This window comes from Actinomadura rugatobispora (genome assembly GCF_042656285.1).
Taxonomy (GTDB): domain Bacteria; phylum Actinomycetota; class Actinomycetes; order Streptosporangiales; family Streptosporangiaceae; genus Spirillospora; species Spirillospora rugatobispora.
This window is the reverse complement of sequence record NZ_JBHSON010000039.1, coordinates 46,098-60,846: the sequence shown is the minus strand read 5'-3', so window position 1 is coordinate 60,846 and position 14,749 is coordinate 46,098. Positions and strand designations below refer to the sequence as shown.

Annotated in this window: 12 protein-coding genes; 10 read left to right on the top strand and 2 right to left on the bottom strand. The window is 69.6% G+C overall.

What is annotated here, in order from left to right:
- Positions 1 to 68: 68 nt before the first annotated feature.
- From ACFPZN_RS26220 to ACFPZN_RS26200, 5 genes are all read left to right on the top strand, one after another.
- A complete protein-coding gene (locus ACFPZN_RS26220; RefSeq protein WP_378284842.1) occupies positions 69 to 1,619 on the top strand; it encodes a M48 family metallopeptidase in 1,551 nt (516 codons plus the stop codon).
- A complete protein-coding gene (locus tag ACFPZN_RS26215; protein ID WP_378284841.1) occupies positions 1,612 to 2,550 on the top strand; it encodes a hypothetical protein in 939 nt (312 codons plus the stop codon). The genes ACFPZN_RS26220 and ACFPZN_RS26215 overlap by 8 nt, the downstream gene beginning before the upstream one ends.
- Positions 2,551 to 2,587: 37 nt before the next feature.
- Complete coding sequence (locus ACFPZN_RS26210) at positions 2,588 to 3,733, top strand: helix-turn-helix domain-containing protein (RefSeq protein ID WP_378284840.1); 1,146 nt, start codon at positions 2,588 to 2,590, stop codon at positions 3,731 to 3,733.
- 64 nt (positions 3,734 to 3,797) lie between these two features.
- Positions 3,798 to 4,946, top strand: coding sequence for a helix-turn-helix domain-containing protein (locus tag ACFPZN_RS26205; RefSeq protein ID WP_378284839.1), 1,149 nt, complete (start codon positions 3,798 to 3,800; stop codon positions 4,944 to 4,946).
- Positions 4,947 to 5,277: 331 nt separating this feature from the next.
- On the top strand, positions 5,278 to 6,399 hold the full coding sequence (locus tag ACFPZN_RS26200) for a methyltransferase domain-containing protein (protein ID WP_378284838.1): 1,122 nt from the start codon (positions 5,278 to 5,280) through the stop codon (positions 6,397 to 6,399).
- 272 nt (positions 6,400 to 6,671) lie between these two features.
- Here the strand turns inward: ACFPZN_RS26200 and ACFPZN_RS26195 are convergent, their stop codons facing one another.
- Positions 6,672 to 7,574 (bottom strand): helix-turn-helix transcriptional regulator, encoded by a 903-nt coding sequence (locus tag ACFPZN_RS26195; RefSeq protein WP_378284837.1) that lies wholly within the window; start codon positions 7,572 to 7,574, stop codon positions 6,672 to 6,674.
- A 43-nt stretch (positions 7,575 to 7,617) separates the two neighbouring features.
- Here ACFPZN_RS26195 and ACFPZN_RS26190 point away from each other — a divergent pair, with 43 nt between their 5' ends.
- From ACFPZN_RS26190 to ACFPZN_RS26170, 5 genes are all read left to right on the top strand, one after another.
- Complete coding sequence (locus tag ACFPZN_RS26190) at positions 7,618 to 8,007, top strand: FAD-dependent oxidoreductase (RefSeq protein WP_378284836.1); 390 nt, start codon at positions 7,618 to 7,620, stop codon at positions 8,005 to 8,007.
- The gene (locus tag ACFPZN_RS26185; protein ID WP_378284835.1) at positions 7,941 to 9,248 is read left to right on the top strand and encodes an FAD-dependent oxidoreductase; all 1,308 of its coding nucleotides are present in this window, start codon (positions 7,941 to 7,943) and stop codon (positions 9,246 to 9,248) included. The genes ACFPZN_RS26190 and ACFPZN_RS26185 overlap by 67 nt, the downstream gene beginning before the upstream one ends.
- 83 nt (positions 9,249 to 9,331) lie before the next feature.
- Complete coding sequence (locus tag ACFPZN_RS26180) at positions 9,332 to 10,660, top strand: ABC transporter substrate-binding protein (RefSeq protein ID WP_378284834.1); 1,329 nt, start codon at positions 9,332 to 9,334, stop codon at positions 10,658 to 10,660.
- Positions 10,661 to 10,664: 4 nt separating this feature from the next.
- Positions 10,665 to 11,582, top strand: coding sequence for a carbohydrate ABC transporter permease (locus tag ACFPZN_RS26175; protein WP_378284833.1), 918 nt, complete (start codon positions 10,665 to 10,667; stop codon positions 11,580 to 11,582).
- On the top strand, positions 11,579 to 12,454 hold the full coding sequence (locus ACFPZN_RS26170; protein ID WP_378284832.1) for a carbohydrate ABC transporter permease: 876 nt from the start codon (positions 11,579 to 11,581) through the stop codon (positions 12,452 to 12,454). Before ACFPZN_RS26175 ends, ACFPZN_RS26170 begins: the two co-directional genes overlap by 4 nt.
- Before the next feature lie 84 nt (positions 12,455 to 12,538).
- Here the strand turns inward: ACFPZN_RS26170 and ACFPZN_RS26165 are convergent, their stop codons facing one another.
- Positions 12,539 to 14,749, bottom strand: a complete 2,211-nt coding sequence (locus ACFPZN_RS26165; protein ID WP_378284831.1) for a DUF4132 domain-containing protein — start codon at positions 14,747 to 14,749, stop codon at positions 12,539 to 12,541.

The window sequence follows — 14,749 nt, the reverse complement described above, 5'->3', positions numbered from 1 at the left end:
GCCGTTCTCCCGGCCCGCGCGGCTCCGCGCCCGGCCGTCTCCCGCATTCCAGAGAGGGACGGACGCTCGTGTCCTCCAACCGTCGTGACGGCGGCCCGCGCCTCGGCCTGCGCGCCGGCCTGGCGCTCGCCCTGCTGCTCGGCTTCTACGTTCTCGCGCTGGCCCTCATGGCGGCGCTGTTCGGGTTCTTCGCGGTCGTCGCCTTGGCGATCGGGGCCGGCGACCTGCCGCCCGGTTCGGCGCTCCTGGCGGGCCTCGCGGTGGGCTGCGGGTTCGCCGTGGTCGGCGGGGTGCTGCAGAGCGTCCGGGTGGTCACGGCGGAGATCCCGGCGGGCATCGCCGTGCGGCCCGCCGACCAGCCGCGGCTGTGGGAGGCGGTGCGGGACCTCGCCGCGGAGGTCGGCGCGCCCGCACCCGACGAGATCCGCCTGGTTCCCGGAGTGAACGCGTTCGTCACGCAGGAGACGCGGCTGCTCGGGCTGGTCAAGGGGAAAGTGATCCTCGGCGTCGGCCTCGGCCTGCTCAGCGTCGTGGACCGGGCGGGACTGCGCGCCGTCCTCGCGCACGAGTTCGGCCACATATCCGGCGGCGATACCCGGCTCGGCCCGATGATCCACCGGGCCGGTACCGCGATCCAGCGGACCGTGGAGTACCTGGAACGCGACGAGAGGTTCTTCAAGAAGGGCGTCGCCCAGGTCTTCCGCGCCTACCACCGGCTCTTCCGCCGGACGACCACGGCGGTCTCGCGGGCCCAGGAACGCGCCGCCGACCGTGCCTCGGTACGCGTCGCGGGCGCCCCGGCGGCGGTGCGGGCGCTGGAGACCATCGGCGTCGCCGCGCCCGCCTTCGGGTTCTTCGCCGACCGGTACGTCGTTCCCGCCTGGGAGCGCGGCCGGTGGCCCGAGGACATGTACGGCGGTTTCCGGGCCTTCTACGCCGATCCGGGACGCAGGGAGGAGTTCGACCAGGCCCGCGAGGTCGTCCTCGCCGCCGAGACCGGCCGCGCGGACTCCCATCCGTCGATCGGCGACCGGATACGGCTCATCACGGCCATGGACGAGCCGCGGCCCGGCCCCGGACCGGCGGGTGAGGAGGAGCCGGCCTGGGGGCTGCTCACCGGACGCGCCGAAGCGGAGATGGCGCTCTTCGCCGCCCGGACCGCGACCGGCGCCGACGGCCTGAAGCCGATCACCTGGGAGCGGGCCGCCGACGAGGTGTTCGGGAAGTTGGCGGCCGGTGCCGCCCGAACCGTCGGCTCGGCCGCGATCGCGATCGGCGGGAGCTGGGACCGCGGCGGGCCCGACCAGGTCCTCGCGCTCCTCGCCGCCGGGCGCGGCGCCGAACTCGCCGAACACCTGGACGCCTCCGGCGACGGCGAGATGTTCTACCCGGTGCGGGCCGTGCTCGCCGCCGAGATCGTCGAACGGCACGGCGGCCACTGGGCCGTCTCGTGGTCCGGGCCGACGGCCGTCCACTGGCCCGGCACCCCGCTCGACGAGCTGGTCCGGCTCGCCCTTGAGGGCCCCCAAGGGCTCGCCGCCGTACGCGCCGAACTCGGGCTGCCCGACGCGCCGCTGCGCGAACTACCGCCCCTGTCACGGGAGGCCGTCGATGCCTGAGATCGCGTTCGACCCCCTGTTCGGCTCCCCGGAGGCCCGCGCCCTCCGCGTCGACCTGGTGGACGGCTCGTACGAGAGCGCCAGGCACCTCATCACGGCCACCGACGACCCGGACCTGCGCGCGTTCTACGTCGCGATCGCCGCCGAGTGGCCGGGCCGCCCGTCCTGGCTGGACGCGTGGGTGGCCGCCGAGCCCCGTAGCGCCGAGGCGCACCTGGTGCGCGGCGCGCACGGCGTCGTCTGGGCCTGGCAGGCGCGCGGGCACCAAAGGGCCGAGCACACCGAACGTGACCAGTTCATCGAGTTCTGGCGCCGCCTCGCGATCGCCGAGAAGGACCTGGAGAAGGCGGCCGAACTGGCCCCGGACGACCCCGAGCCGTGGGCCCATCTCGTCACCTGCGCGCGCGGCCTCGGGGTGGGCAAGGAGGAACTCGGGCGCCGCTTCAAGGAGGTCATCGCCCGCCACCCCTGGCACCGCCGGGCCCACTCCCAGATGCTCCAGGGCGTGGCCCCCAAGTGGAGCGGGTCGTCCAACCTGATGTTCAACTTCGCCCGGGAACGGGCCCTGGCCGCCCCCGAGGGCACCGCCATCGCCGCCCTGCTCGCCGAAGCCCACGTCGAGATGTGGCTGGACGCCGAGCAGGCCGAAGGAGGCGACGAGTACTTCACCGCCCCCGAGGTGCTGGCGGAACTGCACGCCGCCGCCGACAGGTCCGTCCGCTCCCCGAGATGGCGCCCCCTCCCGGACGACGTCCGCGCCCACAACCTCTTCGCCTTCGTGTTCGCCCAGGGCGACGATTTCGCTGCCGCCGAGGAGCAGTTCACCGCCACCGGCGGCCGTATCTCCAAGGAGCCCTGGAACTACGTCGGAGACAGCGTTGAGGACGCTTTCCGCTATGTCCGCTCGCGCGTGACCGTCGAACTGGAGTGATCCCCCCGGCCACGCCTTCGGAGGCACACTGGAGGGCATGAACCTCCCGGAGCGTCTTCAGAGCGTTCGGAAGCGTCGCGGCCTGACCCAGCGCGGGCTGGCGGAGCTGTCCGGGGTATCGATCTCCCTGATCCGCAAGCTCGAACAGGGAGAACGCGACGACACCCGCCTGGAGACCCTCCGCAAACTGGCCAAGGCCCTCCAGGTGCCGACCTCCGCTCTGATCACGTCCGTGGCCCCAGAGGAGCCCTCCGAAGACTGGGGACCGCTGCGGGCCGCCCTGCTCAAGCAAGCCGGGCAGGTCGCGGAGCCTCCGACCGTCAACGGAGTGCGGCAGGCACTGACAGCGTCGATGCCGCTGTTCTCGAACGACCGCTATGCCGAACTCGCCCGCCTCCTTCCGCCGCTTCTCCGGGACGCCGACACGCTGGGGCCCGAGGGCCGCGAGGTACGCTCCCGGCTCCTGCACCACGTGGGCTGGTTGCTGACGCAGACGCGGCAGTTCGAGGCGGCGGACGTGGCGTTGCGGCGCGCCCTGGACGAGTCTTCCGACCGGCTGGACGCCGCGGCCGTGGTGAACACCCGCTGCTGGCTCTTGATGCGCCAGGGCGACATCGGCGGCGCGCTCGCCCTCGCCACCCGATGGGCCGACGAGGTCGAGCCCAGGATCTCCCGGGCCACGATGGCCGAACTGTCCGCCTGGGGCTGGCTGCTGATCCGCCTGAGCACGGCGGCGGTCCGGAACAACGAGCCCGGCGAGGCGGATGATGCTCTGCGGCTGGCTCGCTCGTCCGCCGTCGCCATGGGGGCGGAGTACTCGCCGGACGCCGATTTCCTGCGCGCCTTCGGCCCGCTGACCGTGGCGATGAAACGAGCCGAGAACGCCATGGTGGAGGACAGGCCCGACCAGGTGATCAGCATGGCGGAGAAGATCCCGACGCGGGATCTGCGCCCGACGTCGAACAACCGGAACCGGCACCTCCTCGACGTGGCCAAGGCACGCGTCCAGCTCCGCCAGTACACGCAGGCGTTCGACGTCCTGCAAGGCGTGCGCGGCAGCGCCCCGGAATGGATCGTCAACCAGCACTACGCCAGGGACATCATGGGCACGATCGTCACCCGCCGAAGAACCCTTTCCCCGGAAATGCGAGAATTCGCCGAATTTATCCACCTAGATCTCTGACCCGTACGAAGATCTCCCGGACAGGATCTCGATCGCGCTCGCGCCCAGATGCACACTGGAGGACATGAACCTCCCGGAGCGTCTTCAGAGCGTTCGGAAGCGTCGCGGCCTGACCCAGCGCGGGCTGGCGGAGCTGTCCGGGGTATCGATCTCCCTGATCCGCAAGCTTGAACAGGGAGAACGCGACGACACCCGCCTGGAGACCCTCCGCAAACTAGCCAAGGCCCTCCAGGTCTCCACCTCCGACCTGATCGTCAGCCGGACGGCCGAGGAGGGCACCGCGCAGGAGTGGACGGCGGTCAGGGACTCCCTGCTGAGCAAGTACGAGCAACCTGAGGAAGCGCCGACTTCGGAAGGGGTCAACCGAGCGGTCGAGGCGGCGGAGCCGTTGTTCACGGACAACAAGTACGCGGAGCTCGGTGCGGTGCTCCCTTCCCTCGTGCGGGACGCGGACGCCCTGGGGAGGCGCGGGCGGCAGGTTCGGTCGCGGGTGATGCACCTGGCCGGAATGCTCCTGGTCTCGACCCGCCAGTTCGACGCGGCGGAGATCGCCTTGCGGCGGGCGTTCGACGATGCGCCGGGGAGGCTCGAACAGGCGGCGGTCGCCAACACGCGCTGCTGGCTCCTGATGCGCCAGGGAGACCTGGGTGGGACGTTCGAGCTCGCCTCCCGCTGGGCGGACGACGTCGAACCCCGCATTTCCCGTGCCAGCCAGGAGGAGCTGGCCGCCTGGGGCGGCCTGCTGCTGCGGGTGTCCACCGCTGCGTCGCGCAACAACGAGCCGGGAGAGGCCGACGATGCGTTGAGCTTCGCGCAGGCCGCCGCGGTGATCCTCCGAAGCGAGTGGGCTCCTCCCTCCGACCCCCTCAGAACCTTCGGCCCGATCGCGGTGGCGACGCGCAGAGTCGAGAACTACATGATCGAGGACAGGCCCGACCGGGTTCTGACGTTGTCGGAGAAGATCCCCAAGAGTGGATTCAGAGCCCGCGCGTCCAGCCGGAACCGCCATCGGCTGGACGTGGCGAAGGCGAACGTCAGGCTCAAGCGCTACACCGACGCGTTCGAGATCTTGCAGGAAGTGCGCGCGATCAGCCCCGAATGGATCTCCAATCAGCGCATGGTGCACGACATACTCGGTCGAATAGTGACGAAGCGGCGCACCTTGACGGCTGAAATGCGGGAATTGGCTAATTATGTGGGTCTCCAGTACTGACCTGCGTGGATGGCAGCAGGGGTACTTCCTGTCAACAGCCTTCTGAAGTGCCAATGACAATGGCGGGCTTCGCCTTTTAACTTCCCTGTCATGAACGCGGTTCTCGGGGTGGGGCTGGCCGTCGGCCCGACGATCGTGCATGGGGTGATCCGTCTCTTCCGCGTTCGCAGGTCGTCCAAGGGCGGCCTCCACCGTCGGCAGGCAAGGGAGCGCGAGCGTGGGCAAGCACGATGAGAAGAAGGAGGGCGACGGCAAGTGGGATCGGCCGGTTCCGCCGAAGGACCCGAAGAACCCGCCCGGGGGCGGTAAGCACGAGAAGGGCGGCAGGTAGGTGGCGGGCGCATCGGAGCGGATGATGGAACTCGCGGCCGAACTGGACGCGGCGGGGGATTTGCCGGCGGAATGGGGTGAGGCGTTCAGGGCCGTTCCCCGGCACCTTTTCATTCCCCCCACGGTCTGGATCGAGGATGGCGACAGGCTCGTCCCCCTGCACCGGGAGGACGACCCGGAGGCGTGGCTCGACCTCTGTTACGCCAACGACTCCGTGATCACGCAGGTGGACGACGGTGAGCCGGTCGGCCCCGGGCTCGTGGGCGCGGAGATCACCAGCTCGTCCAGCCGACCGGACGTGGTGGCGCTCATGCTCGCCACCCTTGAAGTCGAGCCGGGCATGGACGTCTTGGAGATCGGCACGGGGACGGGCTGGAACGCCGCGCTCATGGCCGAGCGTCTGGGCGCGGCGCATGTCACGACGGTCGAGGTGGATCCGCAGGTGGCGGAGCGGGCGCATCGAGCGCTGAGGAGCGCCGACTGCAAGGTCGCCGCCATCGTCGGTGACGGGGCGCTGGGGTACGAGCCCGGAGCGCCCTACGACCGGGTCATCGCGACGGTGGGCGTCCAGCGCGTGCCGCATGCGTGGGTGGAGCAGACTCGGCCGGGCGGCCGGATCCTGGTGCCGTGGCTGACCGACTTCCACAATGGTGCGTTGCTCGCTTTGACGGCGCATGGAGACGGCACCGCGACGGGACGCGTCGTCGGCAACGTGGCGTTCATGCCGCTGCGGGTCCAGCGGGGGCGGCGCGCTTCGCTGGTACGCGACGTCCGCGACGTGGGCCGGGCGCGGCGGACCGCCACGGACCTGCACCCGTACGACGTGATCGGCGAGTACGACGCGTCCCTCGCGGTCGGGCTCAAGGTGCGGCGGTGCAAGCTCGTGGTGGAGAGTCACGAGGTCGGGTACACGGTGTGGCTCATCGATCCCTGGTCGGGGTCGTGGGCGAGCCTGCGCCACGTGCCGGGCGCGGAATGCTTCGAGGTGCGGCAGCTCGGTTTCCGGAGCCTGTGGGACGAGGTCGAGGCCGCGCACCGGTGGTGGACGGGCCTGGGGCGTCCGGAGGCTGGGCGGTGGGGGCTCACGGTGAGGGCCGACGGGCAAGAGGTCTGGCTCTCGTGAGCGTCAGTGAGAAGGCGGTCAGGCTGCCGGGGCTGCCCGTGCAGGTGGCGGTCGCGCGGCGGTTCGTCGCCGAGGCGCTGGGGGGCGATCATCCCTGTCGCGCGGACGCGATGCTGCTCACCCTCGGAGACCGGCACCAACGCGATCGCGCACTCGTCCAGCGGGCGGCCTGGCGGGTCGTTCCTCCTGACCGTCCGCTGGACGGACGGCTGGGCGCGAGTGGCGGTCGCCGATCAGGGTGCGGCAGAGGCGCCGTGCCTGCGGCCCGTCGGCTACTCGCTGCGCGGGCGGGCCGCTGTTCTGCTCTCCGCGTTCCTTGCATCGAGCAGCGGCCTGGGACGGTCGTTGGCGTCTGTTGATTGCTGGGACCAGTTGCACGCGCGCAGCGCCGTCGGTGACAGGCCGGTGGCCTCCTTGACCTTGCGGGCGAAATGGAAGCTCGTCTTGAAGCCCGAGCACGCCGCGATCGATCCGACCGGCAGCCCCGAGCTGGTCAACAGCTCGATGCCGTGAGTGACGCGGCGGTCCCACAGGTAGCGCATGGGTGTGGTGTCCATGTGCTCACGGAACAAGCGCACCAGGTGCTCAGGGCTCACCCTCGCGGCTGCGGAGATGGCCGTCAGGTTGATGTCGTTCTGGACGTTGCGGTGGATGAACAGCCGGGCGTCCTCGATGGGCGCCGGCAGCGCGGCGGGCAGATTCTCGAACTCGGCGATGAAGCGCCACAACAGTGCCGTGGCCAGCGCGTCGACCAGTGCGCCTTGGGCGGTGAGGCGGGTCTGTTCGGTGATCAATGCCTCGCGCGCCATGTACGTCAGGGCGGAGGACAGCGGTCTGGTCGGGCGCACCGCCTCCAGCCATCGGTTCATCTGGGGGGTGAGCTCTTCGAGGTCACCGCGTACGAGCGTCTGGCGGGTCTCGGCGCCCTCGGTGAAGCCGATCACCTCGGTGTGCCCGGGCAGCAGGATGCACATCTGCCCCGCGGGGACGGCGTACGGGTCGCGGTCGTCCACGTGCACGACCATCGTTCCGGCATGGATCAGCAAGAGCTGAACATTGCCCTGCACGCGGGGCCCGATGCGGGAGCCGGGGCGGTGGACGACGCTGCGGACCACGGAATTGACGATTCTCAGGCGTCGGGAGGCGGCATCAATTCCAGACACAGGCTCGCTCACTCTGGCCATGTTACCGGCGCGTTTCCGGTGGTGAGATCTCGGCATGACCGAGATTCAGACACAACTTCTCGTGGTCGGCGGTGGTCTGGGCGGCGTCTCGGCCGCACTGGCCGCGGCGCGGCGTGGCGTGAGCGTTGTCCTGACCGAGCCGACCGACTGGCTCGGCGGCGTCCTGACGAGCCAGGGGGTCCCCCCGGACGAGCACGTGTGGATTGAGCAGTTCGGCTGCACGGCCACCTACCGTGAGTTCCGTGACGCCATTCGCTCCTACTACCGCCGGCACTACCCCTTGACCGAGGCGGCCCGCCGCACGATGGCCTTCAATCCCGGGTCGCCAAGGTCTCCGACCTCTGCCACGAGCCGCGCGTGTCCCTCGCCGTCATCGAGGCTCTCATCGCACCGCACCGGGCGTCCGGGCGCATCCGGGTACTGATGGAGCACGAGCCGGTGTCCGTGACGAACACGGACGACCCCGACACGCTGGAGTCGATCACTCTACGTGATCGCCGTACCGGTGATCTCACGACGGTGAGCGCTACCTGGTTCGTCGACGCGACGGAGACCGGCGACCTGCTGCCGCTGGCCGGCGTCGAGTACGTCACCGGCGCCGAGTCGCGGGATGTCACCGGTGAACCGCACGCTCCGGAACTGCCGGCCCCGCTCAACATGCAGCCGATCTCGGTGTGCTTCGCCCTCGACCACGTCGAGGGCGGGGACTTCACGATCGCGCGCCCCGACAGCTACGAACACTTCCTGACCTCTTCGGCGACGAACTCGCCGAACGGCCGGCTGTCGCTGACCGCGCCCCATCCCAAGACGCTCGCGCCCTCGCACCACACGTTCTTCCCGAACCCCGTCGAGGACCACACGCTCATCCGTCCGGACTACGCGGACCAGCGGGTGGGGAGCATGGACCGCAACCTGTGGACTTTCCGCCGCATCGCGGCAGCCCAGAACTTTCTGCCCGATGCCTACGAGTCCGACATCACGCTGGTGAACTGGCCGCAGGTGGATTACTGGGACGGTCCCATCTTCGATGTTCCCGCGGAGCAGGTCGAGTTCCACCTGAAGCGGGCCCGTGAGCTGTCGCTGAGCCTGCTGTACTGGCTGCAGACCGCCGCCCCGCGTCCCGACGGCGGCGTTGGCTGGCCGGGGCTGCGTCTGCGTGGTGATGTGCTGGGCGACAGCCCCGATGGGCTGGCCAAGGCGCCTTACGTCCGCGAGTCGCGTCGCATCGTGGCCGAGCACACGATCGTCGAGCAGGAGATCTCCTTGGAGGTCCGCGGGAACCGCGGCGCCGTGCGGCACCGCGACAGCGTCGGGGTCGGCATGTACCGCATCGACCTGCATCCCTCCACCGGCGGCGACTCCTACATCGACATCGGCTGCTGCCCTTTCGAGCTGCCCCTGGGCGCGCTCATTCCCGTGCGGGTCACCAACCTGCTCGCCGGCGCGAAGAACATCGGCACCACCCACATCACCAACGGCGCCTACCGGATGCCCCTGGTGGAGTGGAACATCGGCGAGGTCGACGGCCACCTCATCGGCTTCTGCGCGGCCCGGGACGTCACCCCCTCCCAGGTCCGCGCCGACGACAAGCTGCTCGACGAGTTCCAGGCCGAACTGGACGCCGTCGGCGTCGAGCGGCACTGGCCGAAGATCGTCGGTTACTGACGACCGCCACCGAAGCGCGTTCGCGCTCGGCCTGCATTCCTCGTAACACCCCGACCACCCCGTACGAAGAAGCGAGGCGGACCATGCGTATCACCAGGACTGTCGTCTCCGCGACGACCGCCGTCCTCATGGCGGGAGCTCTCGGCGCCTGCTCGACCTTGAAAGGCGGGTCGACCAACGCCGCCGGGGAGATCGAGATCACCTGTGCGACCTGCCAGAAGTCCACCACCGACCCGTTCCTGCAGTTCAACTTCGAGGCGGCGCAGCGCTTCAACGCGGCCAACAAAGGCAAGTACCACGTCAAGACGCTGCAGAACGCGAACGCCGGCTCAGGGGACGCCCGGCTGCAGTACTACCAGCGCCTCGCGCTGGCCAACGACCTGCCCGACGTCTTCCAGTTGAACAGCGCCGAGATCAAGTCGTTGTCGGGTGCGGGAAAGCTGCACGACTTCGCGCCCGACCTCAAGGCCGACGCGACGTGGGCTGCCTCGTTCCAGCCCCGCGCCTTCGACGCGTTGTCGGGCCGGGACGGACAGCGGTGGGCCATTCCGCAGCAGCAGGATCCCATCGGGATCTACTACAACAGGAAACTCCTGACCAGCGTGGGCTACGACTCGTTCCCCACGACCTGGGACGACTTCGAGGCCATGGCCGCCAAGCTCAAGGGCGCGGGCGCGACCCCGATCGCACTCGACGGGGACTGGGCGACCCTTCTGATGTGGTCCAACCTCATCGGCACGCAACCGGCAGGCGGTGCCTTCCTCACCTCTGAGATCGCCACCAGCAAGGACTGGTCGACCAACGCGGCCGCCGTCACGGCCACCGAGCGCCTTCGCGGCTGGCACGCCAAGGGCTATGTGAACGCCGACTCCTTCTCCGGCGACTTCCAGAACGCCGCCTCGAAGTACCTGGCCGGCAAAGCCGCGGCCGTCCCCAACGGGCCATGGTTCGTCAAGACCAACCTGAAGTCGGCGAACGCCGCACCAGGGCTGTACGACGGCACGGATGTCGCCCCGTCCCCCGGATGGGACGCGGGACAAGGGCTGATCGTCGTCTCGGGCGCCGGCTGGGTGTCGGGTACGAGCGACCGGACCAAGCTCGAAGCGGTGGGCGCGTTCGTGCGGTTCACGTCCTCCGCCGACGAGGTCGTCAAGCAGGCCAAGGCGACGGGCTCCAACCCGCCCGTCAAGGTGCCCGCCGCCACCGTCAAGGCGGCAGGGCTCGAACCGCTCAGCTCGCGCTTGGTCACCCAGATCCCTCGGGTCGCCCAGACCTTCCCCCACGCGCGGGTCCACGCACCCGGGGGCATCGACGCGGCGTGGAAGAACCTGTGGCCCGCCTACGTCAAGGGCGAGATCGATACGAAGGCCTTCTTGTCGCGCCTGGCCACCGAGTCCGCGGCGGGGAGCTAGAGCCGTGAGAACCACGCACCGGGTCCGGTCGCGGGCGCCCAAGCCCGCGGCCGGGCCGCGTATCCCCGCCGGCATGCGTGGCCGCGTCGCCGTCTCGCTGCTGCCCGCCCTCGTCTTGTTCGCCCTGTTCTTCCTGGTGCCGCTCGTCGTGCTGGCCGTGACGGCGTTCTCCCGCTGGGGCGGTGTCGACTTCGCGTTCACCGGACTGGACAACTACCGCCGGCTGTTCTCCGACCCGGTGTTCTGGAAGGCCGCGGGCAACACGCTCTTCTACTGCGTCGCGTCCATGGTCATCCAGGTACCGCTCGGCGTGGCGGTCGGCATGACCCTCGCCGTGAAAGTGCCGGGCTGGAAGCTCTTCCGCACGATCATCTTCATCCCGTTCGTCATCTCGGGGGCCGCGTACGCGCTGGTGTTCTCGGCCTTCTACAACCCGTCCTACGGCCTGCTGAACAACCTGCTCGCCCCCGTCACGGGCGGCCGGCACGACTGGCTGTTCGACAGCGGCACCGCCCGGTGGGCCGTGGCCGGCACGTTCGTGTTCATCATCGGGTTCGTGGTCGTGGTCGTCATGGCGGAGGTGGCCGCGATCCCGACCGAACTCCTCGAAGCCGCCGAAGCGGACGGTGCGAGCCTGATCCAGCGCCAGCTGTTCATCGTCCTGCCGCTGTTGCGCAACGTCATCGGCACCGTCCTCCTCGTGCGGCTCCTGGTCGACATCGGCATGTTCGACCTGGTCTACATCCTGACCTCCGGCGGCCCGAACGACGCCACCACGACTCTCGCCCTGTACGCCTACCGCGCCTACGTGCACGGGGAGTGGGGCTACGCCAACGCCGTCGGCTCCGTGATCCTGATCCTGGGCGCCACGCTCATCGTCACGGTGCGGCGAGTCTTCCGGATCGGAGAGCGAGCCCTGTGACCGCCATCCAGCCTGCCGACGTCGCCCGCCGACGCGGCGTGCGACGCACCCGTCCGCGCTCGTGGGCCCTGGTGCTCATCTACGGCTTCCTCACCGTGGTCACGCTACTCTCGCTGCTGCCCACCGTGTGGGTGATGCTGTCCTCCTTCAAGACGGGCCCGCAGGTCTACTCGGGCAAGGGGTTCTTCCCCTCTCCCGCGACCTTCCAGGGCTACATCGACGCGTTCACCGAGATCCATCTGCACACCTACGTGCTCAACACGCTGCTGTACGCCACCGGTGGCACGATCGGCGCCGTCTCCGTGGCGTTTCTGGCCGCCTATCCGCTCGCCCGCTACGCGTTCCTCGGCAGGAACTTCCTCGTCGCCATGTTCGCCCTGGCCCTGGCCATCCCTTTGGTGGGGCTGGCGACGCCGGTGTTCTTCGTGGTGCGCGAGCTCGGCATGTTCGACTCCCGCATCGGGTTGGTCATCTTCTACTCGGCGCTGGAGTTCCCGTTCTCCTTCATCGTGATGAGATCTTTCCTGCTGTCGTTGCCCCCGGAGATCGAAGAGGCCGCCCTCATGGACGGTGCCGGGTACTTCACCACCCTGCGGCGGATCATCCTGCCGCTGTCGCGACCGGCCATCGCCACCGTGTGCGTCGTGGCGTTCGTGAAGATCTGGAACGAGTTCTTCTTCGCCAATCTGCTCACCGTCACCCAGTCCAACCACAACGTGCAGCTGGCCTTGGCCGGCTTCAAGTCGCAGTTCGGCTACAACGTCACCGGCGCCATGGCCGGGGCGACCATCATCATGCTGGTCCCCATCGCACTGTTCCTCGTCCTGCAGCGCCAGGTGGTCGCCGGCCTGACCGCGGGTGCCGTCAAATGAGCGGCACCGCGATCGCACCTTGGACCGCGCCCGCACCCCTCCCTGTGCTGCGCGTCCGCGGCGCCGACGATCAGGGTTCTCCTCTTAGTTGGCCGGGGGGTCGGTCAGGCGGGTCAGGTCGGTGAGGAGTTCGGAGGCGGTGACCGGGTCCAGTTCGCCGAAGGGGTGGCGCTTGCCGGAGTAGCGGCCCGTGAAGAGGGAGACGTCCCGGATGTCCTGCTCGGCGAAGTCCTCGGGGGCGATGACGCGGATTCCCGGTTCGAACTGGACCATGAGGTGCCGCTCGTCGGGGGTCATGAGCATGACCTGGCGGCGGAAGCCGCCGGTCTCCTTCTCGCCCAGCTCCCAGCCGCGTGAGGTCATGCCGAGGATCCGGCCGAAGTGGACGGTGCCGCCCTCGAAGCGCGTCAGTTTGGTGCTTCCGCGCTCCTCGTCGGTGAGTGCGTGCACGGTACGGGCCAGCTGCTGGAACGGCTGGAGGAGTTCGTAGTCGGCGAAGACCTGCCCCCATGCCTCGACGGTGGGGCCGCCCAGGAGGACCGGGTGCGGCAGCGTGATCGGGGTTTCGTCGGGGAGGGGACCGAGTTCTTTGTCGTCGGCGTCGGCGAGGGTGCGGTCCTCGGCCACGCGGAAGGGGACGGGCCGGCCTTCGACGTCCGCGGACCAGATCAGGCGGCGGGCGATGTGGCACAGGAGGGGGTGGGCGATGAAGAGGGAGCGGAAGTCGGCGAAGGTCCAGGAGCGTCCGGTGACCATGGCCTTCTCGAGGCGTTTGATCTGGTCGGCGGCGACCGTCCGGACGTCCTTCTTGAGGTCGGTGAAGCGCTTGTACGCGGCGGGCGCGAGGGTGTCGTCGTCCTTGACGCCCGGTTTGGGGAGCGTCTTGCGGCGCTTGCCGTCGGCGTCGGTCACGTACGGCTTGAGCTGCTCGTCGAACCCGACGCGGAAGCTGCGGGGGCCGTAGTCGAGGGTGAGGCCGCCCTGGGAGTCCAGGCCGAAGTCGGGGACGAGGCGGTCGGCGAGCTGCTCGGAGGTGAGCCCGCGTTCCTTGGCGATGCGGTTCAGGGCCCCTTGGGCACTCGCCCTGATCCGCTTGTGGTCTTCGGCCTTGTTCGCTAGGCGGTGCAGGTGCCGCAGCGCGGAGTCGCTTCCGAGGCGGGTGAACAGGCTCAGGAGGTTGAACCCGCCGATGTCGTAGACGTAGCTCTTGGACCAGCGGGCGATGATGGGGGCGAGCCGGTCGGCGGTGTCGTCGTTGCCGAAGCGGGCCAGCGCGTACTGGACCCCCCTGTTCGCCATCGACCTGTAGGGGGTGTCGGCCTCGTACAGGGCCCAGGCGAACGCGGCCAGGGAGTCGGGGTCGAACAGGTCGATGACCTGCTCGACTCCCGGGTAGGGGTCCCACGGCTTGGAGAAGGTCAGCATCGTGAGGAGGTGGCGGGTCGCCGGGGCGGGCAGGGCCGTCTTCCGGTCGCGCAGCAGGATCTGAGGCAGCCGCGCCGGGTCGAACGCCTCGGGCGTCTCCGGGAGCGGGTCCGGGTAGATGTCCAGGCCGTCGGTGCGGAGCACGGACATCGCGGCCGCGGCCTCGTCGCCGTAGTGCCGGGCCGCCCGCACGATGGCGTCGTGGCCGTGTTCCTTGGCGACGATGCGGAGGGCCTCCTCGGCGCGCTCCCGCTTGGGACCGGGCTTGCGCAGGGCGTCCGGTACGGCCAGCAGGGCGGCGGCCTCCCCGTGCAGCTTGAACCAGACCTCGACGCGGTCGCGGTTCGGGTAGACGCCGCAATGCTTGATCATGAGCTGGGCGACGTCCGTGTCCAGGAACGGGTCGAGCCAGTAGAAGGTGCGGGAGTTCTTGGCCAGGTGCATCGCCATGGGGTAGGCGGCCAGCCCGTGGCGGGCCACGATGCATGGCATGGCCGTGGCCGTCCCGTAGCCGGTGAAGGCGTCCCAGTGGCGCTGGTCGGAGAGCAGCGCGTCACCCAGTTCGAGCGGGGCCTGTGCCAGGAGGCCGAAGCCCAGGTCGCGGCGCTGCTCGGCGTCGAGTTCGGTGAGGGCTCGGCCGCTGGAGAAGGTCTCGGCGAGCTCGTTCCAGTCGGTGTCGTCCGGGAGCGGCTGCCAGCCGTACTTGCCCTGGTAGGGGGCCGCCAGCCATTCCTCGCGCCGGCCGGGCGCCCACGTCATGGTGGTGGGCTCCTTGGGGGCCTTCAGCTTGAGGACGACGGGCTGCTTGCTCGCCGTCCACGGCGGGTTGACGAGCAGTTCGGGGAGGGAGCTTTCGGGGGTGTTCGGCAT

What these genes read in the sequence shown, in the direction of transcription:
- ACFPZN_RS26165 (WP_378284831.1), bottom strand. Translation starts at nt 14,749, where the DNA reads ATGCCGAACACCCCCGAAAGCTCCCTCCCCGAACTGCTCGTCAACCCG.
- ACFPZN_RS26215 (WP_378284841.1), top strand. Translation starts at nt 1,612, where the DNA reads ATGCCTGAGATCGCGTTCGACCCCCTGTTCGGCTCCCCGGAGGCCCGC.
- ACFPZN_RS26190 (WP_378284836.1), top strand. Translation starts at nt 7,618, where the DNA reads ATGACCGAGATTCAGACACAACTTCTCGTGGTCGGCGGTGGTCTGGGC.
- ACFPZN_RS26210 (WP_378284840.1), top strand. Translation starts at nt 2,588, where the DNA reads ATGAACCTCCCGGAGCGTCTTCAGAGCGTTCGGAAGCGTCGCGGCCTG.
- ACFPZN_RS26180 (WP_378284834.1), top strand. Translation starts at nt 9,332, where the DNA reads ATGCGTATCACCAGGACTGTCGTCTCCGCGACGACCGCCGTCCTCATG.
- ACFPZN_RS26205 (WP_378284839.1), top strand. Translation starts at nt 3,798, where the DNA reads ATGAACCTCCCGGAGCGTCTTCAGAGCGTTCGGAAGCGTCGCGGCCTG.